The following is a 24,209-nucleotide window of genomic DNA, read 5'->3' on the forward strand; positions in this document are numbered from 1 at the left end:
GCTAAGCAATTAGTTAAAATTTGTAACAATCTCATTAACAAAACTCAATTCAAAATTGATTACTTTTGTAAAAATTGACTTTTTTTATGCAAATTGATCTTTCTACACTAGACCCCAAACATAATATTATCATTAAAGGAGCGCAGGTACATAATTTAAAAAATGTAGATGTTGCTATTCCCCGAAACAAACTTGTAGTCATTACAGGACTTTCAGGCTCAGGAAAATCGAGTCTGGCTTTTGATACTTTATACGCCGAAGGACAGCGTCGTTATGTAGAGAGTTTATCATCATATGCACGCCAGTTTTTAGGCAGATTAGACAAACCAAAAGTAGAATATATTAAAGGAATTGCTCCGGCAATTGCCATTGAGCAAAAAGTAAATACAACAAACGCTCGCTCTACAGTTGGAACTTCAACTGAAATCTACGATTATATTAAACTTTTGTTTGCCAGAATTGGACGTACTTATTCGCCAATTTCAGGTCAGGAAGTCAAAAAAAATACCGTTACCGATGTTGTTTCTGATGTAAAAAATTTCGAATTAGATAGCAAATGGCTTTTACTTTCTCCTATCCATCTTGAAGAAGGACGCCAACTCGAGGACAAACTTAAAGTGCTTCTGCAACAAGGTTTTGCCCGTATTTTGGTTGATAAAGAAATGGTTCGTCTGGACGAGTTTACGCCAACTGATCTTCATAAATTAGACAATAAAGATATTTTATTGATCATTGACAGGATTGTTGTTAAGGATGAAGAAGAATTCTACAATCGTCTTGCAGATGCCGTGCAAACAGCATTTTTTGAAGGAAAAGGAATTTGTTATCTACAGGAATTAGGTACAGATAAAAGATTCTCTTATTCTAATAATTTTGAATTGGACGGAATTACATTTCTGGAACCAAACGTGCATTTATTCAGCTTTAATAATCCGTATGGTGCCTGTCCGGTTTGCGAAGGCTACGGAAATATTATTGGTATTGATGCTGATTTAGTTGTTCCAAATACCTCTTTATCTGTTTTTGAAAGTGCTATTTACCCTTGGCGAGGCGATAGTATGAGCTGGTACAAAGACGAATTGGTAAAACATGCCTATAAATTTGATTTCCCTATTCATAAACCATATTTTGAACTTACAGACGAGCAAAAAGATATTATCTGGACAGGAAATAAATATTTTCAGGGATTAAACGGTTTCTTTAAAGAACTTGAAGAAAAAAATTATAAGATTCAGAATCGTGTGATGTTGTCTCGCTACCGCGGAAAAACAAAATGTCACGCTTGTCGCGGAAAACGTTTACGAGAAGAAGCATCATATGTGAAAATTGGTGGCAAAACAGTTTCTGATTTAGTTGATTTACCAATTAAACATTTGGTTACTTTTTTCAAAAATCTTGAACTAAATGTTTACGAACAACAAATCGCAAAACGTTTAATGCTTGAGATAAACAATCGTTTATCATTTTTAACAGAAGTTGGTTTAGATTATTTAACCTTAAACAGAAACTCTGCTACACTTTCGGGAGGTGAATCGCAACGTATAAACCTGGCAACTTCATTGGGAAGCAGTTTGGTTGGTTCGATGTATATTCTCGACGAACCAAGTATTGGTTTACACCCAAAAGACTCTGAACGACTGATTAAAGTTTTGCTTTCACTTCGTGATTTAGGTAATACGGTGATTGTCGTTGAGCATGACGAAGATATTATGAAAGCTGCCGATATGATTATAGATATTGGTCCGGAAGCAGGAACTTTTGGAGGAAATCTTGTCGCGCAGGGAACTTATGAAGAAATTTTAAAATCAGAATCTTTAACTGCTAAATATTTAAATGGAGATTTAGAAATTTCAGTTCCGAAGAAAAGAAGAAAATTCAAAAATCATATTGACATTATTGGCGCCAGAGAAAACAATTTAAAGAATATTAATGTAACCTTTCCTTTGGATGTTTTAACGGTAATTACCGGAGTTTCAGGAAGCGGAAAAAGTACCTTAATTAAGAAAATTTTGTTTCCGGCAATGCAGAAAAAACTGGAAAGTGCTGCCGAAAAAGCTGGTCAGTTTAGCGATATAACAGGTTCTTTTTCGCAAATAAAACATATTGAATATGTTGATCAAAACCCAATTGGAAGAAGTTCAAGATCTAATCCTGTAACTTACATTAAAGCGTATGATGACATTCGTGATTTGTATGCCAAAGAAAAATTATCTAAAATAAGAGGTTACCAGGCCAAACATTTTTCTTTTAACGTAGATGGCGGCCGATGTGAAACCTGTAAAGGAGAAGGCTCTATAAACGTCGAAATGGTATTTATGGCCGATGTTTCGTTGCCATGTGAAACTTGTGGAGGAAAACGTTTCAAAAAAGAGATTCTGGAAATTAATTTTGACGAAAAAAACATCAACGATATTCTGACAATGACTATTGATGATGCTATTGTTTTTTTTGAAAAAAATAAACAAACCAAAATCACTCAAAAATTACAGCCGCTTCAGGATGTTGGTTTGGGATATGTGCAATTAGGACAATCTTCTTCTACCCTTTCCGGCGGTGAAGCACAACGTATTAAACTGGCTTCATTTCTAGTAAAAGGTGCCACAAAAGATAAAGCTTTATTTGTTTTTGATGAACCAACAACGGGTTTACATTTTCATGACATCAAAAAGTTAATGGCTTCGTTTGATGCACTAATTGAAAAAGGACATTCTATAATTGTAATTGAACACAATCTTGACCTGATAAAATGCGCCGACTGGATTCTTGATTTAGGTCCTGAAGGAGGGGAAAACGGTGGTTATTTATTAGCAGCCGGAACTCCTGAAGATATTGTAAAAGTAAAAGAATCTGTAACGGGAATTTATTTAAAAGATAAACTTTAATAATAAATTCCAAATTCTAACCATCACACTCTTATTCCTGCAAGGTTTCCAAAACCTTGTAGGTATTACAATATTTAGATTTTAAACTTTATGTGATTTAAATCTATACCTACAAGGTTTTGAAAACCTTGCAGGAAAGCAAATCTTATTTTAAGATATTCCTAAATAAAAACTTCCAAATTCCAATACACTCTAATCACGTATTTGGAATTTGGAAGTTATTTTTTGAAATTTAATTTCTTTTAAGCAACCAAACATCTTTCTTCAAACGGCAAACCGTCCTCGTCAATAGCAACCAATATTTTTTTCTTTTTTGATGCTTCCAAAGTAAGATAAAGCCATGCAAATGACCATAATCCTAAGGTAAGGCAAAAAATGGTAAAATTCAAACCATGATTAACGACCTTTCCTCCTTTTGAAAGAACGGCAAAAAGCAATTTGTCATTTCTTTCTTCAAGCGTAAATCCATTATGAACTTTATTTGATATCATATTAGAAAATACCTGTAAGCTCTGTTCCTGACTAAGGTGACTTTTTTTCATAATTATCAAATTAAAATTAATCCAAGTAGTTATTATAACTATTATGTTTTGGTAAAAACTATCAGTAATGTTCTTTAAATAAAAACATTTCAACTTTACTTTTATTGCATTTTATAAGATATTTTTTATTTAATGAATCAAAGTAATGATAAATTCTTATATAAAATTAATTTTTATAATAGTAATAACAAAACAACCACTGTTAAAATTTTAAGGTTTCAATCTGTACAGCAACACTTTAACCTTTATTTCTAATACTAAAAGATGGCGCTTCATAATCTTTTCCTAAATAGTTCACTGGAATCGTTGTCGTATTTCCGTCTCTCAAAGCATTATAATGTGGTGACATAATTTCAATTCCTGCAGCATTAAAGGAATCCTGGATATTTTGATGCAGGGAAGAATAAATTCTGGGTTGTTTTGTAGGTTCTTTTGTATAGACATTTATTTGATAAGAAACATAGAAATCATCCAAACTGGTTTGCAGCACAAAAGGTTCCGGTGTTTTCTCTGTCATATCTGTTTTTAAGGCGGCCTCTATTAATGCTTTATGAATAGCTGCCCACGGAACATCGTAACCAATTGTAACAGTTGTATGAATTAAAAGACCGTTTGTAGCCTGCTTTGTATTTGCAGAAAAATTGGTTGAAGTACTTGATAAAACGGTCGCATTTGGTATTGTTATGTCTTCAAATTTTGGTGTTCTTATTCGGGTTACTAATGCTGTTTTTTCAATTACTTCTCCGCTTACATCGCCAATTTTAATAAAGTCGCCAATTTTAAACGGACGCATATAAGTAATTACCAATCCTGCAACCATATTTGCAATTGCATTTGAAGATCCTAATGAAAATAAAACCCCAACAAATACCGAAACACCTTTAAAAATTGGAGAATCAGATCCTGGTAAATACGGAAAAATAATAACGAGCATAAAAGCATACATTAATAACCGAATAATATTGAATGTTGGCATTGCCCAATCATTATAAAAACCATCTATTTTTATGTTTTCCTTTTTTATCTCATCAAAAAAGAACTTAATGATTTTTATAGAATATCTAAAAATGATAATAATGACTATTATTGTTACCAAACTTGGCAAGAAACCAACAAATCCCATTACGGCTAATTTTGCAGGGGTTAAAATCCAACGTAATAAAGTTGTAGTATAAGCTTCTGTAGCAGGAAAAATACTAAACAGAACAGGCAGCGAAAAATAAACTATTAAAATCAAGGTAAAGATCTTAATAAAGCCGAACAACCGCATCAACAAAAACTGTTGCTTATGCGGCGAAAGGATATTGATATTATTATAATTAAAGCCTTTAAAATACCTGTCGCTATTTTTTAAAAGATAAAGTTTTATACGATTGAAAATCTTTCCAACCAAAAACAAAACGACTCCAATAATTAAAATTAATAACGCTGTATATCCAAATCGTTTAGGCAATTGCGAATAATTTTCATTTTGATAAATAACTGCTTTCTTGATTAAATTCAGATTTCGTTTTGCAATATAAGCGGTAGTTTGATTTTCGATTTTTGCATCAATATCCAAAATAGACATGATAATAAAATCACCTTTATACGTGATATCCTGAGAAATATCTGAAGGAACAACTACAAGAGAATCTGATTCAAAAAAAGAATCATGATAAAGTTTTCTGATTTTTTCTGTAATAGCATTTGCCCTGTTCTCTGCAGAAAAAGAACCAACTTTATTATAAACATAAAAAAGTGTGTCCTTAAAAGGCGAAACCGGATACCCTTTTAATGAAACCGTTTTCTGTGCCGCGTTTATGGTATCATTTTGGGCAATAGCGAAGGAAGAAAATAAAACAACAAACAATACTAGAAAACAAAGTAATTTATTTTTCATATTCTATTATAAATAAGTTAGTTATCCTTCTAACAAATATAAAACAAAATAGAATTGAATTTAGATTACTTTCTGTTTTCTCAATAAAATCGTACTAAATTTTAAAACCTATTTTTCTCAAAAGACCATCAATTACCTTGTTGATATCTGGAGAAATATCAAACTTATAGTTTAAATAAACATATAGAATTGTTACCAATATCGATTTTAAAGCAATACTAATTAATTGATAAAAAGGAAATTCCCAAAAATAAAACATTAAAAACAATACAAAAGTTAATAGCATTGAATAAATAGTTTGTTTTGTAAATGGGTACAAATCAATCTTTTTTACCACAAAAAGTAATTTTGCCAAACTATATAATGTAATAGATAATAAAGTCGCAAATGCAGAGCCTGTAATTCCAAAAATTGGAATAAAAATCATGTTTAAGACTATTGTTAAAAACACTAAAAGCAGTCCTAAATACAATACCATTCTGTAATATTTTGTATTAAAAATAATAGCGTTATTGTTTCCTAATATCAAATCAAAATATTTCGACAAACCAATCATAAATACAACTGAAATTCCTCCGCTGTATTCTTTTGGAACTAATTCATACAATTGATTGATGTTTACAAAAATGCATAACATTACATAACCACCAACCATTTGTAAATTTATCGATGTCTTTTTATATAGATCATTCAATTCGTCGTGCTTGTTGTCGTGCATTAATTTTGCCGTAATCGGATATACAATTTGGTGCATTGCGCGACTTGGAACCGAAATTACCAAAGCAATGTAAGTTGCTACAGAATAATAGGCAATATTCTCAATTTTCATGTATTGATTCAGCATCAATTTATCACCATCTAAAAGTAAATTGGCCACACTTCCTGAAAGAATAATGAAGAAAGTGTACTCCATAACATCTTTTACATTCTGAGGAATATTAATCTGAAACTTAGGCTTTTTAATGTAAAATGCATAAAACATGGTTATTAAAAACGCAATAAAATATATCGCTGCCGTTAAATAAACAAACTGCACTAATGTTATCCAGTCAAAATATAAACCTACCAAAGCTACTGTCGAGAATAATCTTAAACCAACTTCTTTAATAAAATTTCCAAAAACAGAGTGCATATGAACTCTTGCCCAAGCATAAAAAATCTCAAAATACGCCATGCAAATCCCAATAAACGGAATTAAATACATAAACTCTTTTACAACAGGATTTTCCTTAGAAACAAAAGCGGTAATATCATCAAAGAAAAAGATTCCGATAATCCCTAAAGGAATACACATTAAAACAGGAAACAAAGCTGTAAAGGACAAAAACTGCTCTCTTTCCTCTTCTGTTTTATACTGTGAATAAAATTTTACCAGCGTATTTTGCATTCCAATGGCAAATAAAGGCATAATAACATTTGCTGCCGAAAGAATATAATTAGTTAAAGCATAATAGGTTGCACCTAAAAAAACAGGGTATAAATAAAGTGTATTAATGGCCCCGATACCGAAACCTATATAAGTAATTATAGTATTTTTGAAAGACTGATTTAAAACAATACCCATTTTTGGATTTCTGAATTTAGATTTTAGATTTTTGCACTATCCGTTAATCAATTGTGCTAATTGTTTGGTGAGGTTTTTTCGTGAATATTGTTGTAAACCAACGCCATGAGACTGTAATTTTCCTTCCAAAAACTGATTATAAAAGTCCAAAATTACACTTTTTAATTTCGCTTTTTCAGAATAATCAAAAAATACTCCTGTATTTGTTTCTTTTATAATATCTGCAAAATCAGAACCTTGCGGGCCAATTGCAATTATTGGTCTGTTCGAAACCATATATTCAAACAATTTACCCGGAATAATACTTTTCGTATCTTCAGAATTAATTTCGATTAAAAGCAAAACCTGTGACTTTTTTTGATGAGCAATTGCTTCATGATGTGAAACATAACCTAAAAGATTCAAATACTCCATTAGATTAAATTGCGAAATAGCATCTAAAACTTCCTGGCTCACGGCGCCAATTAATTTAATTTCTAAATGCGTTTTAAAATCAGGAATTTCTTTTAGTAATTCAACCAGACATTCCCATAAAAAAGGAGGATTTCTATCTGATAAAAATGAACCGATATGTGCCAGAGTAAATTTGGTATCTAAAGTTTGCTTCTCTACATTTTCGATATCATAGCCGTTTGTAATTACCGAAATTGGTTTATTTGTAATTGCTTCAAACTCTACTTTGGTTGTTTTGCTGGTTACAATAATTGTATCAGCAGTATTTAAAACTTTACTTTCTAATTTTTTATGTTTTTTAGCAGCGTAATTTGATAAACGCAATGCTTTATGATAGCCAATTGTTGTCCACGGATCACGAAAATCAGCAAACCATTTTACATTTAATTTTTCTTTTAATTCTAAACCTATTAAATGCAAACTATGTGGCGGGCCAGACGTTACAATTGTATCAATATTATTTTCCCTGATGTATTTTTCGAGATAAGACACAGATGGTTTTACCCATAAAACACGTGCATCAGGAATAAAAAGATTTCCACGCACCCATAAAAATGTTTTATCCAGAAAGGTTTGTTTTTTCTTTTGAGGAAAAATTCCTGAACTGATTTTCTTGGTTTTATTCTTCGAAAAAACAGAAGCTAATTGATACGGTTCTAAAATTTTATGTTTAAGAATAATAACTTTATCAGAAATTTGACTAACCAAACCTTCATCAATAATTGGATATGTTGGATTTTCCGGAACATAAACAATGGGCTGAACATCAAATTCAGGTAAATATTTTACAAATTTTAACCAGCGCTGTACACCGGGACCTCCGGCTGGCGGGAAATAATAAGTAATGATTAAGAGTTTTTTTTGTTCCATTTGGTTTATTCCGTTTCACAGAGATTCACAAAGATTTCGCTAAGTTTCACAAAGGTTTTTTAAAATTTCTTTTGTGTATCTCTGTGAAAGCTTTGCGTATCTCTGTGGAATTATTGTTTCACAAAGTTTCGCAAAGATTTCACGAAGATTTACAGAGTTAAAACTGAGACTATTTATTAAGACTGTTCAGTATACTTCTTTCTATTCTCAAAATAAATACCTCCAATTAAAAGTAATAACATTCCAATTGAACTTGCTAATGCAATCGTTCCTCCGGTTTTTACAACTTGTGGTTCAAATTTAAATTCGATAGTATGTTTTCCTCCCGGAACTTCCATTGCTCTTAAAACGTAATCTACAGGGAAATGATCTGTTAATTGTCCATCTACATAAGCGTTCCAGCCATTTTTATAATAAATTTCAGAGAATACCGCTAAACCATCTTTTTTATTATCTGATTGATATTTTATGTAGTTTGGTTTGTATTCCACAACTTTAATAGTTCCGGTAGTATCCCATTGTTTTTTTAATCTGGCACTTTTAAATTTACCTTCATAATCATGAACATTAAAAACCGCAACGTTTTTAGTATCTAAATGATCCAAAGCTTTCATAACATCATCTGGTCTGTTTACTAACTTTAGCGAACTTACAAACCATGCATTTCCGTTTGCATCGGGATTTGCAACAGGAACCTCATTTCCTTCTTTATTAGTTTGAATTACATACTTAACATTTAACATATTAAGTACTTCAATGTTTCCTTTTTGAATTTGATAATCCATTAATTGCTGCATTCTTCGTGGTCTTACAGCACTGTATCCTCCAATTGTTTTATGAAAATAAGAAGATCTTCCTTGTAATTGGCCTTGAACATCAAATACACGATATACTGATTTGTCTTCTAAAATTTTAGTATCGATAGGAGTTTCCTGAAATGGAGATGCAATTTGAACCGGGCTCACAAAATCTTTTGCGGAAACATATCTTTTATCCACAAAAAACAAATCGAAGATCATCAAAAACCCTACAATAATTAAAGTAGTATTTTGTGAAAATTTATTTTTGATGAACAACCATAAAATTCCAAATGTTACTACAATAAAAAATCCCGAACGCAATAAATCAGCAGAATACAAACTCTTTCTGTCATCCTTTAAAGCATCAACAAAAGCTGGTCCGTAACTTTCCATGTATGCACTGTCGCTCATTCCCGTAAAATGAAAAAATCCTTTGGCAATTACCAGAATAGCAATAACTCCCAAACCAAAAACTCCAGTTTGAACTAGTGCTTTCTGCTGTAATTTTGGTTCATCTTTAAACTTAAAAAAAGATTGTAACCCCATAACAGCAAGTACAGGAATACATAATTCTAAAATAACCTGAATAGAAGAAACTGCCCTAAACTTATCGTACATTGGAACATATTCTATAAAAAAGTTCGTTAGCAATGAGAAATTTTTTCCCCAGGAAAGCATCAATGTAAATAACGCACCTGCCAGAAATACATATTTTATTTTTCTTTCATCTATAAATAATGCTAAAACCGCCAGAAAGAAAACCACAACTCCAATATAAGCCGGCGCAGAGACAATTGGCTGGTCCCCCCAATACGTTGGCATTCCGGAAACGAAATCTTGTGCCTGATCTGATGGAACTCCCTGCTCAATCATAAAAGAGTACATACGGCTATCGGTTCCAACATTTTCATGGCTGGATCCTCCGAAAATTCTTGGGGCAATTAAGTTCAGACTTTCTGCAATACCATAACTATACTCTGTAATATAATCAGTTGTCATGGAAGCTGTTGTTTGATTTTTAGATCCGTCCGGATTAAAAGTCAATTCGCTTTTATCACGAATACTAAATTTAGCATATTCGCTTGTGGCCATTAAATTAGTTGCATTCGCACCAATAGCAACAATCCCTGCCGCTGCCAAAACTCCAAATGATATTAATAATGGCTTATATTCTTTGTCTTTAATAAATTGAAAAGTAAAATATCCTGAAAGAATTAATAAGAATATCAACAGATAATACGTCATTTGAAAGTGGTTTGCATTCACTTCAAGTGCAACTGCAAACATGGTGAGTAAGCCTCCCCAAATGTATTTTTTCTGGAAAACAAGTATAAAACCGGCAATTACAAGCGGCATATAAGCAATAGCATGCGCTTTTGCATTATGACCAACTCCTAAAATAATAATTAAATAAGTAGAAAAACCAAACGCAATTGCGCCAATAAATGCTTTTAGCGGATCTGTTTTTAGAACTAACAACAATCCGTAAAAACCCAGGAAATATAGAAATAAATAATCTGCAGGACGTGGTAAAAAACGTAAAGCATCATCTAGTTTACCTACATAATCATTTGGATAGTTGGCTCCTAACTGATACGTTGGCATTCCGCCAAAAGCCGAATTTGTCCAATAAGGTTCACTATGTTCTGCAGCTCTAAAATCATTTTGCTCCTTTGCCATTCCGGTATATTGTGCAATATCGGATTGGAAAATTTGTTTTCCCTGTAAAACCGGGTAAAAATAAATTAAGGAAACGAGAATAAAGCCCAATATAACAAGGGCATGCGGATAGAACTTATTTACTATTTTCAATTTAGGTTAGTTTAGGTTAAATGATGATTCCTATTATTTAGGGCACAAACTTAATCTATTTCTTCGTAATCAACATAATCACCCACTTTTTTGGTTTCGCGTGGATTTTTTGCATTAGCAGTATTGATGATTATTTCATCATTATTGTTACGAGTTTTTTGCCAGCTATTATCCTGGCTATATTGTTGTTGTTTTTGAAAATTCTCTCCTGCTTTTTCAACCGCTTTTTTTACCAATACAGGCAAAAAGATTCTGGCTAAAAATTTAAAAATATAATAAAATGCTATCATGTATACAATAGCTTTTATTAAACCTGAAAAAGATGCTTCTTGCATGATCATATAATTTTTTTCCAAAATTAATAAATCCATTGTTTAAAATTAAAATATGAATCTTAAATAAATAATAAAATATGTACATTTGAAATGCGTTATATCTTTTTAATCCCAAAAACAGATTTATGTTAAAAATTAAACACCTACTTATTGCATCTCTTTTTTTTGCACCACAATTATTTTTTGCGCAATATACCGATGTTATTAACTCCAACAGGCCAGGTGAAACGATGTCTGCCTATGCAGTTGGTAAATCAGTAATTCAGGCCGAAATTGGCATTTACGGCATCAAAGAAAAACACGATTTATTAAATTATGATGCAAGTGGTTTTGGAACCGATTTAACTTTTAGATACGGCGCTTTTCTTGAAAAACTAGAATTCGTCCTGGACTTGCAATATCAAATGGAAAACTTTGATACTCCGTATACAAGCTACAAAAAAAATAATTTCAGACAAACTATTTTGGGAGCTAAATATTTAATTTATGATCCCTTTAAAAACTACGAAAAAACGAAAAACATTTACAGCTATAAAGCCAATCATCGCTTTGACTGGCATTCCTTAATTCCGGCTGTTTCGGTATTTGCAGGAGCTAATTTTGTCGGAGCTGATAATCCGTATTCTTTTTCTCCAGAGTCAAGTATTTCTCCAAAGGTGGCATTGATTACCCAAAACGTTTTTGGAGGCGGAAAATGGGTTTTTGTCACTAATATTATTGCAGATTATATTACAACAGACTATCCAAGTTACGGATATGTATTAACTTTGACGCATGGATTTAATGATAAATGGTCTGGATTCATTGAAAATCAAGGATATAAAAGTGATTTTTACAGTGACGCTATTGTTCGTGGAGGAGCTGCTTACTTAATTAATCCGAATTTACAGGTAGACGCATCAATAAGTACAAACTTTAAAAATTCGCCTTCTATTATGTATGGCGGAGTTGGAGTTTCATGGCGTTATGACGGTAAGTACAAGGAAAAACAAATGGAATTTAAAAGAGAATCCAGAAAAGATAAAAAAGCAAAAGATCCGAAATCAAAGAAATCGGAGAAAGAAACTGATTATCAGGAACAGGAAAGAAAACGTAAATCTAAATACGAATAAGAATTAATAACCAACTTCTCTATATAAAAGAGATTTTACAATAACGATCTTAATGATTACAATTAAAGAAGCAAAAACCAAGAAAGAATTAACAGAATATATCAAATTTCCGTTTTCACTATACAAAAACAATCCTTATTGGGTTCCGCCTATTATTGCAGATGAATTAGAATCGTTTGACAAAACAAAAAATCCTGCTTTTGATAGTGCCGAGGCGTATTTTTATCTGGCTTATAAAAATAATGAAATCGTTGGTCGAATAACAGCGATTATTAATTGGTCTGAAGTCAATAATCAGCATAAAAGAAAAGTTCGTTTTGGCTGGTTTGATGTAATTGATGATATTGAAGTTACAAAAGCCTTATTGGAAAAAGTTTACGAATTAGGAAGATTACATAATCTGGAACATGCTGAAGGTCCTATGGGATTTTCGAATTTAGATAAAGTTGGAGTTCTTACCGAAGGTTATGACCAAATGGGAACTATGATTACCTGGTACAATAATCCGTATTATGTTACTCATTTTGAACAATTAGGTTTTCAGGTCGAAAAAGAATATATCGAAAGTATTTTTCCGTTTTCAAATGTAAAACCTGAATTTTTCCTGAAAGCTCAGGAATTAATCAAAAAAAGATATGGCTTAAGAGCATTGACATTTACAAAAACAAAAGACATTATGCCACACGTTGACAAAATGTTTGATTTGTTTAATGAATCCTATGCAAAACTAGCTTCGTTTGTAGCAATTTCAGATGTTCAGAAAGAATATTTTAAGAAAAAATACATCAGTTTTATCAATCCTGAATATATTAAATTTGTTGTTGATAAAGAAGATAACCTAGTTGCTTTTAGCATTGTAATGCCCAGTTTTTCTGAGGCTTTACAAAAAGCAAAAGGGAAATTATTCCCATTTGGTTTTATTCATTTATTAAGAGCCCGAAAAAAGAGTAAAGATGTGGTTTTTTACTTAATTGGTGTTCATCCTGACTATCAAAACAAAGGTGTAACAGCTATTATTTTTGATGAATATTTTAAAACTTTTTCTGAAAAAGGAATTCAAAATTGCATCAGAACCCCGGAGTTAGCCGAAAACACAGCTATTCATTTACTTTGGAAAAACTTTGATCCAAAAATTCACTGTCAGAGAAAAACGTATCTGAAAAACTTATAAGAAAACAATCTATTTATCGTTTACAAAAAATCCCTTCTACGAAGGGATTTCTTTTTTATTTACAATTTTTTTATTTCTTTATTTCTTATTGCGGGCAATCAACTTTTGTTAATGTATTTTTTGCATCAAATTTTAATTTTGTTTTATCTTTAAAAGACACTTTATTGTTAGCATCAACTACATCTCCATATCCTTCAATAAGGGTTCCGTCTTTTTGCAAAAAAACCACTTCTCTAACAGAAGAAACTCCTTCAGACATGAAAGTATAATCTGCAATTAATGTATCGCCTTTCATGTTTCCTATTAAGGTACCTTCGTTTTTATCTTTTCCTGTTAAGTTATAACTCAATTTTCCGTTTACTTCCTGATGAGAATTAACATTAAAACTTAAGGCTACTATATTACCGTTAAGTCTTGATGCATAACATTGATCTCCTGCCGGTTCCACAAGTTCTGCTTCTTTTGGAGGGTTTGGTTCTATTTGTGGAGGGGGAAGCGTAGCCTCTTTTTTACAGGAAATAAAAAGGGTTAAAATCATTATTGTAATTGCTGATACTTTTTTCATAATCTGATTTTTTTAATAATTAGTACTATAAAGTTAGTTCAAATAAAAAAAATCCATTCGCATAAACGAATGGATTTTTTATATAATTCCCATATGAGGGAATCGTTATTTTAAAAGAAATTAAGCGTCTAAATCAACTGTTGTTCTGCTTGCGATTTCTTTATATGTTCCGTTTTCTAATTTTTCACGAATTGCTTCAAAAGCAGTAAGTGTTTCATCAATATCTGCTAAGGTATGTGATGTTGTCGGGATCATTCTCAATAAAATAATTCCTTTTGGAATTACAGGATAAATTACAATCGACAAGAAAATACCGTAGTTTTCTCTTAAATCGTTTACCATTACCATTGCTTCCGGCACACTTCCTTCTAAATAAACTGGCGTTACACAAGTATTTGTGTCTCCAATATTAAAGTTTCTTGAACGTAGTCCGTTTTGTAATGCATTAACGTTTTCCCAAAGCTTATCTTTCAATTCCGGGTGATTACGCAATAATTCCAAACGTTTTAAAGAACCAATTGTCTGAATCATCGGTAACGCTTTTGCAAACATTTGCGAACGTAAATTATATTTCAAATAATCGATAATGTCTTTATCTGCAGCAATAAAAGCTCCAATATTTGCCATTGATTTTGCAAAAGTTGAGAAATAAACATCAATACCATCCTGACATCCCTGCTCTTCACCTGCTCCGGCTCCTGTTTTTCCAAGTGTACCAAAACCGTGCGCATCATCAACCAATAAACGGAAATTATATTTTTCTTTTAAAGCAACAATTTCTTTTAATTTACCTTGCTGTCCTCGCATTCCAAAAACACCTTCAGTAATAAAAAGAATACCTCCACCTGTTTCAAGTGCCATTTTGGTAGCTCTTTGCAGGTTTTTTTCCATACTTTCAAGATCGTTGTGCTTGTAAGTAAAACGTTTACCCATATGCAAACGAACACCATCAATAATACAAGCATGTGAATCTACATCATATACAATAATATCATTTTTAGTAACCAGCGCATCAATAGTAGAAACCATTCCCTGGTAACCAAAATTCAATAAATAAGCTGCTGGTTTCATTACAAACTCAGCCAACTCATTTTCTAACTGCTCATGGTATTTTGTATGTCCTGACATCATTCTGGCTCCCATAGGATAAGCTGCGCCAAATTGAGTAGCTGCATCGATATCTGCCTGACGAACCTCCGGATGATTTGCAAGACCTAAATAGTCATTCAAACTCCAATTTAAAATATTTTTTCCACCAAATTGCATTCTTGGACCAAGTTCACCTTCTAATTTAGGGAAAACAAAATAACCCTCAGCTTGCGAAGCCCATTTTCCTAATGGTCCTTTATTGTTCTGAATTCTTTCGAATAAATCTTTTACCATAAATATATTTTGAAGTAATAATTTTTATTTATACAGGGTGCAAAAATAATGATTATTATTCTAAAATAGAGTTAGCCAATTATTTTTATTAAAAAATATTGAAAATATTGAACTTTAGCTTCAATACTGTAACCTTTTTGCAAGAATTAACCAATCAATTATTTAATTATTAAATACAATTTTTGAAAAAATATAAGTAATATATGACTTTTATCATAATAAAAGACAAAACGGTCTTTTAATTTTACTTCAGATTTAAAACTAAAGTAAACCAATTATTATGAAAAAGAAGAATGATGCCCTTATTGTTATCAGGTTATTTGTATACACCTTTTTTTGTGTACTAATTTTATCTTCATGTAAAAAAAGTGAAGAACCAGTCGATTACACTACAATTAAAACAGAAGGACAAATGGATGCCGAACTTACCGCTCCGCCAATGGTACCAAAACCAATTGGAAAAAGAGCAGCCATGAAACTGAAGGTAAACATGGAAATTAAGGAACAGGAAGGCACAATGACAGATGGTGTAAAATATACGTACTGGACATTTGGAGGATCTGTTCCCGGAAGTTTTATCAGAACGCGTGTGGGCGATGAAGTAGAATTTCATCTAAAAAATCATCCGGACAATAAATTACCACATAACATCGATTTGCATGCCGTTACTGGCCCTGGTGGAGGTGCAACATCATCTTTAGTAGCTCCCGGACATGAAAAGGTGTTTAGTTTTAAGGTTATAAATCCGGGGCTTTACGTTTACCACTGCGCGACTGCTCCTGTGGGAATGCATATTGCCAACGGAATGTACGGTTTGATTTTGGTTGAACCAGAAGGCGGACTTCCTCCGGTTGATAAGGAATACTATGTAATGCAGGGCGATTTTTACACGCAGGGTGAATATGGAGCCAAAGGACTTCAGCCTTTTGATATGAATAAAGCGATTAAAGAAACTCCTGATTATGTTGTTTTTAATGGAAAAGTAGGATCGATGACAAACGGAAATGAACTTACCGCAAAAGTGGGCGAAACAGTACGTTTATTTGTAGGGAACGGTGGTCCGAATTTAGTTTCTTCTTTTCATGTTATTGGAGAAATCTTTGATCATGTTCACGTTGAAGGCGGTACAATGATGAATGAAAATGTTCAGACTACATTAATTCCGGCGGGCGGATCTGCAATTGTTGATTTTAAAGTAGAAACTCCGGGAAATTTCATCTTAGTTGACCACTCTATTTTTAGAGCCTTTAATAAAGGTGCTTTGGGAATATTAAAAGTTGAAGGTGCCGAAAATAAAAACATTTATTCAGGTACTATTCAGGAAGGTATTTATTTGCCGGAAGGTGGAACTATCCAAAAAATGCCTGAAACTAAAACCGCAGTAACAACAACTCCAAAAAGAACTTTGGCTGATAAAATAAAAATTGGAAAAGAAATTTTCGGGACAACTTGTTTTGCCTGTCACCAATCTGAAGGGCAAGGAATTCCGGGGGCTTTCCCTCCTCTTGCAAAATCAGATTATCTTAATGCAGATTCAAAAAGAGCTATCAAAACAATTTTACATGGTTTAAGCGGTGAAATTACTGTAAATGGTAAAAAATTTAATAGTGTGATGCCAGCGCAAAATCTTTCAGATGATGAAATAGCCAATGTTATGACTTATATATATAGTAACTGGGGTAATAATAAAACAGAAGTTACACCGGAAATGGTTAAGGCACAACGCTAAAATAGAAACAATGGCAAAAAACATTTATATTATTTTTCTATTCTTGGTTCAGATTGGATTCTTAAGAGCGCAAGAGTCGAAAATGGTTCCGGTAAAAGAGGGTTCATTTGTCCCTCTTTACGGGGCCACATCGAAAAATCCGGTAAAAGTAAAATCGTTTTTTATAGATGTTTATCCTGTTACTAATGCTGAGTTTTTAAGTTTTATCAAAAAAAATCCAAGCCTTAGCAAATCTAAAATAAAAGGCATTTTTGCCGATGAAAGTTATTTAGCTTACTGGAAAAATGATCTTGATTTTGGAAATGTAAATCCTAAATCGCCTGTAACAAATGTTTCGTGGTATGCCGCCAAAAAATACTGCGAGTGTCAGGGAAAGCGTTTACCAACAATGGATGAATGGGAATATGTAGCTATGGCTGATGAGAAAAAAACAGATGCCAGAACCAAAACAGAATTCAATAAGTACATTTTGTCCTGGTATGAAAAATCAAAAACCTACGAAAATTCAATTGGGCAAACATTTAAAAATTACTGGGGCGTTTATGATATGCATGGATTAGTTTGGGAATGGACCGCTGATTTTAACAGCATTTTTTTATCAGGAGAATCCCGAAAAGATAAAAGTGAAGACAAAAATCTTTTTTGCGGCGGCGCATCTGTCAATGCAACTGATTTAATGGATTATGCTGCATTTATGCGATATGCTTTTAGAGGAAGTCTAAAAGCGCAATATTCGACCCGAAATCTTGGTTTCAGATGTGCTGATACAAAGAAACTTTAATTTTAAATTATTAAAAATGAATAAAACTATACTGGTGCTCTTTATTCTTCTTTTTACTTTACAAAGCTGCAAAGACTCTGAAAAAAAAGAAAGCCAACCGATACCAAAAAGCAAAGAAATTAGTGATTTATCAATCTATAATTTACCCTCTGAATGGACAACTCAGGATGGAAAAAATATCGAATTAAAAAGTTTAAATGGTAATGTTCTTGTCATGGTAATGATTTACACATCGTGCAAGGCTGCCTGCCCAAGATTAGTGGCAGACATGAGATCTATTGAAACAAAACTGGACAAACAAACTAAAAAAAACGTAAAACTTATATTGGTAAGTATTGATCCTAAAACCGATACTCCGCAAAGATTAAAGGCTTTTGCAATAGAAAATAAAATGAATCAGGATCCCTGGATTTTTCTTCGCTCTACAGAAGAAAACACACGCGAATTTGCTGCTGTACTTGCGGTAAATTATAAGCAAATTTCGCCAATCGATTTTTCGCATTCAAATATTATAAGTGTTTTTAATCCAAAAGGCGAATTAATATACCAGCAAGAAGGTTTAGGAGTAAATAACGATAAAACCATAACCATAATAAACGAAGAAGCTAAAAAAATTAAATAGGTTGATTAGTCGAAAAACAAGAGAAGATTTTAATTAATCAACTCTTGTTTTTTTGTTTATAATTGAAGTTACAATCAAAATTAATCCTGATACAATTAAAAAACTCGCTGCAAAAATGCTTTCGTAATATCCGGGAAGTTTTCCTCTGTCAAAATAAAAAAATGATCCCTGAAGAAATAACAAAACTTCGGTAGCAATATATCCCAAAATAAAAAGCTTCATTCCTAAACAAAGTAAATAAGACTGATTTGAAAGCATTTTATTTTGAATTAATATTCCGAACAAAAAACCGGTAATTACACCCAATGATGTTAAGTGGATAAATCCAATTACAAAATTTCTTACCTGATGAGAAGTTTCAGCCAGACAAGGTAACAAAACCAATAATTGCAAGCTTATTTTTAGAAATAAAGAACCAAAAGCCAACCCATAAACTATTTTGGTTGTTGAATTTAAACTGGCTTTAAAAGTCTTTAGTTGAGCTTTTAGCATTTTATAGAAATATACAAAAGCCAAAAGCTGGAGGAAAACGCCACAAGCATTTATCCATTTTAATATTTTCATATCAACAAACCAACTAACAGGAAATGCAACCGTTAAAAGGATTGAAATAATTAGCAAAATTTGGAATATTCTAAAATATTTTAGATTGATTCCACCCTTAAATTGTTGTAAAAACAATGCTAAAACTGCTATTAAAAACCAGCCATTAAATTGAAAATGAAGAAAAAACTGAATTGCAATTTGATAAAAAACACTTTGCTTACCCAATGTACTTATTGCCGGACCAAGACACCAGACTCCAAAAGTGGAAAAAACCATAAACAGAATCGAGATCAATAAAAGCCTTTTATTATAGGTTTTATCAGCTACTGTATCTTTCCAAACGAGCCGGCAAAAAACATAACTTAATAAAATATGTGCTGTCGAAAATATAATCGAAAACAATCCATAACCCTGAACAGGAAAAGCAATCATCATTCCGATAACCGCACATTCTGTCGTCCAGAACAATTGATTGTAAATTGGTTTCTCTCTTTTATCATTTGGAACAAAAAAATGAATGATTAAAATATAAATCATCATGTAAATCCAACCTAACATGGCGACATGTGAATGTGCATGAAGCAGATAAATATAATTTACATTTAAAGGAAAAAGGTATGAAAAACGCAATAGCAAACCCATAATTGAAGCTATGAGAAAGTTGAGAAAACAACAAAGTACCCAACTTTTTTCCGAATTCAGTTTAAAATGTATTTTCATTTCTTTTCAAATAAAAATGCACCAAACATAAGTCAAATTTGTGATTTAGTTGGTGCATTAATTTCTAAATTAGTTAGTTTTAGGCAAATTCCTCTTCCAGAATTACAGCTTTAGGAAACAGGATATTATTTTCAAGATGAATGTGTTTGTGCAAATCTTCTTCAAATTCTTTTAACATAGCAAATGTTACTTTATAAGTTGTACATCCATCAGCTGGTGGCGTATAATTATCAGTCAGTTTTGCAATTTCACTAAAACGATCTCCTTCATTTTCATGTTCCTGCATCATCATCGCAATAGGATTTGAAACTGTCCCGAAAGAAGGCTGTGTTAAAACTCCATTAGATTCTTTCGTTTTTACCATTCGTTTAATAAAAGGAAATAACATTAATTCTTCCTTTTTCATATGTTGTGACAATTCTCCTGCACCTGCCGTAAATAGCTCATTAATTCTAAATAATTCCGGATGTCCTCCGCCATGAACTTTACATAATTTATCTAGAAACTGCGTCAAAATAGTTGTTTTATCTTCAACATAACGATGGTGTGTTTTTTCAATATAATCGACCAATAAATCTAATGGCCAGGAATTAAAATCTATTGTATTTCCGTTTTCAGACTGTAGTACATCAAAAACGTTTTGCATTAATACATCTGCATCAATATCTTGTTTTTCGCAAACTTCCGTTATGGTTCTGTTTCCTTTACAACAAAAATCGATTTGATATTTTGTAAAAACTGCCGCTGTTCTAAAATCCTGTGCTACAAATGACCCTACTGTTTTATTCTTTAAATTTTCCATTTTTTTTAGATTTAGTTATTTGTGATTTCTAATCAATTTCAATAAAAGATAAAATTATCTTTTATTGAGATATAAAAAAACTCTAATGCATCATAAAACATTAGAGTTTTTTATGTTTATTCTACAATTAAAACACCTTTCATCATGGCAAAATGTCCAGGGAAAGTACATAAAAAGTTATATGTTCCTTTTTTATCAATTGTAAATTCTATTGTATCTTCTTCTCCTCCACCAAGTAATTTAGTGTGGGCAATAATTGATGCTTTTTCTGAAGCAGGAATATAATCAGTATCTTTTGCTGTAATAGCTTTTGTGGCAAAAGCAGCCTCATCTGTACCTTCCTGTAAAATAACCAGATTGTGTCCCATGGCTTCTTTTGGTATTTTACCTACATGCTTTAAAGTTAAAGTTATTGGCTTCCCGGCAGTTGCTCTTAATTCGCCTGTATTAAATTGCATTTGATCGTTTCCTTCAACAACCAAAACGTTGCTTACTGCAGTTGCCGCCTGCCCTTCTCCTTCTGTAGTTTCATTTACTTCTGTTGACTCTTCAGTTGGTGCAGTTTCTTTTTTCCCACAAGAGGTTATGGCTAAAAATCCCATTAACACAAGCATCGAAATTTTGACTTTTTTATTCATTATTAAGTATTTAAATTATAAAATTTTATTCGTTTTTGTTCAATATTTTAAGATGAAAATTGCCCGAATTAACTCCCGAAGCTAATTCTTCTAATGTTGTATTGGTTAACATGGTAAGAAGCAATTCCCGTATTTTTTTAAATTCATTATGAACCGGACAAGGATGTGTTTCTGAACATTCTTTTAATCCAATTCCGCAACCTTTATATATAGTGTTTCCATCAATTGCATCTACAATCTGAATTAATTTGATTGATTTTACGGCTTCTTTCGAAACTTCAAATCCTCCGCCCACTCCTTTTGCAGAAGCTATGATTCCGTTTTTGGTTAAAATCTGCATTATTTTGGCCGTAAACGGTTCAGGAGAATCAATTTCTTTTGACACATCTTTTATTCCAACCCGAACACCTTCTGATGATTTGGTTGCGATAAATATAGAAGCCCGAATCCCGTACTCGCACGCTTTTGAAAACATATTAAGTTGATTAAATTCCATACAAATATATTCAAACCTATATTAAAAGACAAATTTATCTTTAATTAATTTTTATAGAAAATATCTTATTTATAACCAAAATAATTTATTAGTAACAAAAGACATATTTATCATGAAGTCTAAATAAAAACCAATTTTAGTTTTACCTTTGTTTTCTAACTTGTAAATAATGCCTTTAAATAACGTAAAAGACTTAAAACTAGCTGTTCTTATTGATGCCGACAACGTTCCGTACAGTAACGTAAAAGGTATGATGGAAGAAATCGCTAAATTTGGCACACCAACTACTAAGCGTATTTATGCAGACTGGACCAAACCAAACTCAAATGGGTGGAAAGGCGTTTTACTCGAACATGCCATTACTCCTATCCAACAATACAGTTATACGGTTGGAAAAAACTCATCAGATTCTGCATTGATTATCGACGCAATGGATTTACTTTATTCAGGAAAACTGGATGGTTTTTGCATCGTTTCAAGCGATAGCGATTTTACCCGTTTGGCAATCCGTTTGCGTGAATCAGGCATGAAAGTTATTGGTATTGGCGAAAAGAAAACTCCAAACTCATTTATTGTTGCCTGCGACAGGTTTATTTATATTGAGGTTTTGGATGGAGCAATCCAAAAGAAAAAACTTAAAGCTACCGCAGATGCTAAAAAACCTGTTGAAAAGCCTGTTGAAAAACCTACCGAAAAAGCACTACACAAAATAGACAAACAAACTATTGACCTTATAGAAGCTACAATTGAAGATATTGAAGATGATGACGGCTGGGCATTTTTGGGAGATGTTGGAAATTTAATTGTGAAGAAAAAACCAGAATTTGACCCAAGAAATTATGGATTTTCTAAGCTTACGCCAATGCTAAAATCTTTAACTGATATTCTTGAAATTGATGAAAGAGAATCAGATAAAAAAGGAATCAAACATGTCTATGTTAGATTACGATTCAATTAATTATTACTTTATTACCTTTTAATTTTTTAAAAACATGAGAAAAAAATTCTTTATCTACGGATTCTTATTGTTTCTAATTGTTGCAGCAACTTATTATTATACCGAGCGCGGTTTTTTACTCGTTATAATTTTACCAATACTATTAGTGGTTGGTGTTTATAACGCCATTCAAACAAAACATGCCATATTAAGAAACTTTCCGGTTTTAGGTTATTTCAGATATTTATTCGAAATGATTGCACCGGAAATTCAACAATACTTTATTGAAAGATCTACAGACGGAAAACCGTTTTCAAGGAACCAGCGTTCTTTGGTTTATCAAAGAGCTAAAAATATAGATTCAAGTACACCTTTTGGAACACAGCTAAACTTAAATCATGATAGTTACGAAGGAATAAAACATTCCATTTTTCCGGCAAAAGTAAATGAAGAACTGCCGCGTGTATTGGTTGGTGGAAAAGATTGCAAACAACCTTATCTTGCTTCTTTATTTAATGTTTCGGCCATGAGTTTTGGTTCGCTAAGCGAAAATGCGGTTCGTGCCATTAATATTGGTGCTAAAAAAGGAAATTTCTACCAAAATACAGGAGAAGGTGGTTTAACCGAATTTCATCTTGCAGGCGGTGGTGATATTACCTGGCAAATTGGTACAGGTTATTTTGGCTGTCGCGATGATGATGGAAATTTCAGTCCTGAAAAATTCTCAGAAAAAGCCAATCTGCCAAACGTAAAAATGATTGAGATTAAACTTTCGCAAGGCGCAAAACCAGGTCATGGAGGTGTGCTTCCGGCGGCAAAAAACACAGAACAAATTGCCAAAATCAGAGGTGTTAAACCGCATACGATGATTCTTTCTCCTCCCGGTCACCATGCTTTTTCTGACGGTAAGGGACTTATTCATTTTATTGCACAATTACGTAAATTATCAAACGGAAAACCAATTGGATTTAAATTGTGTATTGGTAACACCAACGAATTTGAAGCGCTTTGTCATGAAATGATTGCCGAAGATATTTATCCTGATTTTATAACTGTTGATGGTGCTGAAGGTGGTACAGGAGCAGCTCCTTTAGAATTTGCTGATGGTGTTGGAATGCCGTTTGAACCTGCATTAATTTTTGTCAATAAAACACTTATCGCATTAAATATTCGTGATAAAATAAGAATTATTGGAAGCGGAAAAATCATTTCAGGCTATTCTATTTTACATGCAGTTGCCCTGGGTGCTGATATGTGTAATAGTGCGCGCGGATTTATGTTTTCACTAGGTTGTATTCAGGCGCTTCGTTGCCATAATAATGAATGTCCAACCGGAGTTGCGACCCAAAATAAAATGCTAATGAAAGGTTTGGTTGTCACCGATAAATCAGATCGTGTGTATCATTTTCATAAAAACACTTTACACGCTGCCAATGAACTTTTGGCTGCAGCCGGCAAAACATCTTTTGCGGATGTTGGCCCTAATATTTTTATGCGTGGAGACGAATTCACACATCTTTCAGATATTTATTTTCCTGACATCCTAACCAATGTTAGAAAACATTAA

20 protein-coding genes are annotated in these 24,209 nt (G+C 32.5%); 8 read left to right on the forward strand and 12 right to left on the reverse strand.

Annotated elements, in window-relative coordinates; all coding sequences use genetic code 11:
• Positions 1–86 precede the first annotated feature (86 nt).
• Entirely contained in the window at positions 87–2,882 is a 2,796-nt protein-coding gene (uvrA, locus tag AC4FQ3_RS04820) for an excinuclease ABC subunit UvrA (protein ID WP_491181078.1), read from the forward strand.
• Between the two features lie 242 nt (positions 2,883–3,124).
• On the opposite strand, the gene AC4FQ3_RS04825 is transcribed toward uvrA, so the two are convergent.
• The 6 genes from AC4FQ3_RS04825 to AC4FQ3_RS04850 form a co-directional block, all read right to left on the reverse strand.
• Complete coding sequence (locus AC4FQ3_RS04825) at positions 3,125–3,424, reverse strand: hypothetical protein (protein ID WP_042564106.1); 300 nt, start codon at positions 3,422–3,424, stop codon at positions 3,125–3,127.
• A 238-nt stretch (positions 3,425–3,662) separates the two neighbouring features.
• Positions 3,663–5,306: a mechanosensitive ion channel family protein gene (locus tag AC4FQ3_RS04830; protein ID WP_491181079.1), complete on the reverse strand. Its 1,644-nt coding sequence runs from the start codon at positions 5,304–5,306 to the stop codon at positions 3,663–3,665.
• Positions 5,307–5,400: 94 nt separating this feature from the next.
• Positions 5,401–6,870 carry an oligosaccharide flippase family protein gene (locus tag AC4FQ3_RS04835; protein WP_302095350.1) on the reverse strand — a complete coding sequence of 490 codons (1,470 nt, stop codon included), beginning with the start codon at positions 6,868–6,870 and terminating at the stop codon, positions 5,401–5,403.
• Between the two features lie 36 nt (positions 6,871–6,906).
• Positions 6,907–8,193: a glycosyltransferase family 4 protein gene (locus AC4FQ3_RS04840; protein ID WP_491181080.1), complete on the reverse strand. Its 1,287-nt coding sequence runs from the start codon at positions 8,191–8,193 to the stop codon at positions 6,907–6,909.
• Between the two features lie 176 nt (positions 8,194–8,369).
• A complete protein-coding gene (locus tag AC4FQ3_RS04845) occupies positions 8,370–10,805 on the reverse strand; it encodes a YfhO family protein (RefSeq protein WP_491181081.1) in 2,436 nt (811 codons plus the stop codon).
• 50 nt (positions 10,806–10,855) lie between these two features.
• Positions 10,856–11,140 (reverse strand): DUF4834 family protein, encoded by a 285-nt coding sequence (locus AC4FQ3_RS04850; RefSeq protein WP_042564565.1) that lies wholly within the window; start codon positions 11,138–11,140, stop codon positions 10,856–10,858.
• 125 nt (positions 11,141–11,265) lie between these two features.
• Between AC4FQ3_RS04850 and AC4FQ3_RS04855 the strand changes: the two genes are divergently transcribed.
• The gene (locus AC4FQ3_RS04855; RefSeq protein ID WP_491181082.1) at positions 11,266–12,252 is read left to right on the forward strand and encodes a transporter; all 987 of its coding nucleotides are present in this window, start codon (positions 11,266–11,268) and stop codon (positions 12,250–12,252) included.
• Between the two features lie 52 nt (positions 12,253–12,304).
• A complete protein-coding gene (locus AC4FQ3_RS04860) occupies positions 12,305–13,423 on the forward strand; it encodes a GNAT family N-acetyltransferase (RefSeq protein ID WP_491181083.1) in 1,119 nt (372 codons plus the stop codon).
• An 85-nt stretch (positions 13,424–13,508) separates the two neighbouring features.
• Here AC4FQ3_RS04860 and AC4FQ3_RS04865 read toward each other — a convergent pair whose 3' ends face one another.
• The gene (locus AC4FQ3_RS04865; RefSeq protein ID WP_491181084.1) at positions 13,509–13,988 is read right to left on the reverse strand and encodes a hypothetical protein; all 480 of its coding nucleotides are present in this window, start codon (positions 13,986–13,988) and stop codon (positions 13,509–13,511) included.
• 120 nt (positions 13,989–14,108) lie between these two features.
• Positions 14,109–15,371, reverse strand: coding sequence for a cysteate-C-fatty acyltransferase (capB, locus tag AC4FQ3_RS04870; RefSeq protein WP_042564098.1), 1,263 nt, complete (start codon positions 15,369–15,371; stop codon positions 14,109–14,111).
• A 280-nt stretch (positions 15,372–15,651) separates the two neighbouring features.
• On the opposite strand from capB, the gene nirK reads away from it, so the two are divergent.
• Genes nirK through AC4FQ3_RS04885 form a run of 3 tightly spaced genes read left to right on the forward strand, consistent with a single transcriptional unit; the run spans position 15,652 to position 18,503 of the window.
• The gene (gene nirK, locus AC4FQ3_RS04875) at positions 15,652–17,100 is read left to right on the forward strand and encodes a copper-containing nitrite reductase (RefSeq protein ID WP_491181085.1); all 1,449 of its coding nucleotides are present in this window, start codon (positions 15,652–15,654) and stop codon (positions 17,098–17,100) included.
• A gap of 10 nt (positions 17,101–17,110) precedes the next feature.
• Positions 17,111–17,881 (forward strand): formylglycine-generating enzyme family protein, encoded by a 771-nt coding sequence (locus AC4FQ3_RS04880; RefSeq protein ID WP_491181086.1) that lies wholly within the window; start codon positions 17,111–17,113, stop codon positions 17,879–17,881.
• A 16-nt stretch (positions 17,882–17,897) separates the two neighbouring features.
• Positions 17,898–18,503 carry an SCO family protein gene (locus AC4FQ3_RS04885; protein ID WP_491181087.1) on the forward strand — a complete coding sequence of 202 codons (606 nt, stop codon included), beginning with the start codon at positions 17,898–17,900 and terminating at the stop codon, positions 18,501–18,503.
• A 33-nt stretch (positions 18,504–18,536) separates the two neighbouring features.
• On the opposite strand, the gene AC4FQ3_RS04890 is transcribed toward AC4FQ3_RS04885, so the two are convergent.
• From AC4FQ3_RS04890 to AC4FQ3_RS04905, 4 genes are all read right to left on the reverse strand, one after another.
• Positions 18,537–19,691, reverse strand: a complete 1,155-nt coding sequence (locus tag AC4FQ3_RS04890; RefSeq protein WP_491181088.1) for a hypothetical protein — start codon at positions 19,689–19,691, stop codon at positions 18,537–18,539.
• 157 nt (positions 19,692–19,848) lie between these two features.
• Positions 19,849–20,571, reverse strand: a complete 723-nt coding sequence (gene ric, locus AC4FQ3_RS04895) for an iron-sulfur cluster repair di-iron protein (RefSeq protein ID WP_491181089.1) — start codon at positions 20,569–20,571, stop codon at positions 19,849–19,851.
• A 116-nt stretch (positions 20,572–20,687) separates the two neighbouring features.
• Entirely contained in the window at positions 20,688–21,209 is a 522-nt protein-coding gene (gene azu, locus AC4FQ3_RS04900; protein WP_491181090.1) for an azurin, read from the reverse strand.
• A gap of 25 nt (positions 21,210–21,234) precedes the next feature.
• Positions 21,235–21,684, reverse strand: coding sequence for an RrF2 family transcriptional regulator (locus AC4FQ3_RS04905; RefSeq protein WP_491181386.1), 450 nt, complete (start codon positions 21,682–21,684; stop codon positions 21,235–21,237).
• Between the two features lie 190 nt (positions 21,685–21,874).
• Between AC4FQ3_RS04905 and AC4FQ3_RS04910 the strand changes: the two genes are divergently transcribed.
• Positions 21,875–22,663, forward strand: coding sequence for an NYN domain-containing protein (locus AC4FQ3_RS04910; protein ID WP_042564091.1), 789 nt, complete (start codon positions 21,875–21,877; stop codon positions 22,661–22,663).
• 34 nt (positions 22,664–22,697) lie between these two features.
• On the forward strand, positions 22,698–24,209 hold the full coding sequence (locus AC4FQ3_RS04915; protein WP_073393395.1) for an FMN-binding glutamate synthase family protein: 1,512 nt from the start codon (positions 22,698–22,700) through the stop codon (positions 24,207–24,209).

The organism is Flavobacterium sp. AK-345 (assembly GCF_058310175.1).

Coding starts and splice junctions, on each gene's coding strand:
- AC4FQ3_RS04825 (WP_042564106.1), bottom strand. CDS start 3,424: ATGAAAAAAAGTCACCTTAGTCAGGAACAGAGCTTACAGGTATTTTCT.
- AC4FQ3_RS04910 (WP_042564091.1), top strand. CDS start 21,875: ATGCCTTTAAATAACGTAAAAGACTTAAAACTAGCTGTTCTTATTGAT.
- AC4FQ3_RS04865 (WP_491181084.1), bottom strand. CDS start 13,988: ATGAAAAAAGTATCAGCAATTACAATAATGATTTTAACCCTTTTTATT.
- AC4FQ3_RS04850 (WP_042564565.1), bottom strand. CDS start 11,140: ATGCAAGAAGCATCTTTTTCAGGTTTAATAAAAGCTATTGTATACATG.
- capB (WP_042564098.1), bottom strand. CDS start 15,371: ATGGTAAAAGATTTATTCGAAAGAATTCAGAACAATAAAGGACCATTA.
- AC4FQ3_RS04830 (WP_491181079.1), bottom strand. CDS start 5,306: ATGAAAAATAAATTACTTTGTTTTCTAGTATTGTTTGTTGTTTTATTT.
- AC4FQ3_RS04835 (WP_302095350.1), bottom strand. CDS start 6,870: ATGGGTATTGTTTTAAATCAGTCTTTCAAAAATACTATAATTACTTAT.
- AC4FQ3_RS04860 (WP_491181083.1), top strand. CDS start 12,305: ATGATTACAATTAAAGAAGCAAAAACCAAGAAAGAATTAACAGAATAT.
- ric (WP_491181089.1), bottom strand. CDS start 20,571: ATGGAAAATTTAAAGAATAAAACAGTAGGGTCATTTGTAGCACAGGAT.
- uvrA (WP_491181078.1), top strand. CDS start 87: ATGCAAATTGATCTTTCTACACTAGACCCCAAACATAATATTATCATT.
- AC4FQ3_RS04890 (WP_491181088.1), bottom strand. CDS start 19,691: ATGGGTTTGCTATTGCGTTTTTCATACCTTTTTCCTTTAAATGTAAAT.
- azu (WP_491181090.1), bottom strand. CDS start 21,209: ATGAATAAAAAAGTCAAAATTTCGATGCTTGTGTTAATGGGATTTTTA.
- AC4FQ3_RS04855 (WP_491181082.1), top strand. CDS start 11,266: ATGTTAAAAATTAAACACCTACTTATTGCATCTCTTTTTTTTGCACCA.
- AC4FQ3_RS04885 (WP_491181087.1), top strand. CDS start 17,898: ATGAATAAAACTATACTGGTGCTCTTTATTCTTCTTTTTACTTTACAA.
- nirK (WP_491181085.1), top strand. CDS start 15,652: ATGAAAAAGAAGAATGATGCCCTTATTGTTATCAGGTTATTTGTATAC.
- AC4FQ3_RS04880 (WP_491181086.1), top strand. CDS start 17,111: ATGGCAAAAAACATTTATATTATTTTTCTATTCTTGGTTCAGATTGGA.
- AC4FQ3_RS04840 (WP_491181080.1), bottom strand. CDS start 8,193: ATGGAACAAAAAAAACTCTTAATCATTACTTATTATTTCCCGCCAGCC.
- AC4FQ3_RS04915 (WP_073393395.1), top strand. CDS start 22,698: ATGAGAAAAAAATTCTTTATCTACGGATTCTTATTGTTTCTAATTGTT.
- AC4FQ3_RS04905 (WP_491181386.1), bottom strand. CDS start 21,684: ATGTTTTCAAAAGCGTGCGAGTACGGGATTCGGGCTTCTATATTTATC.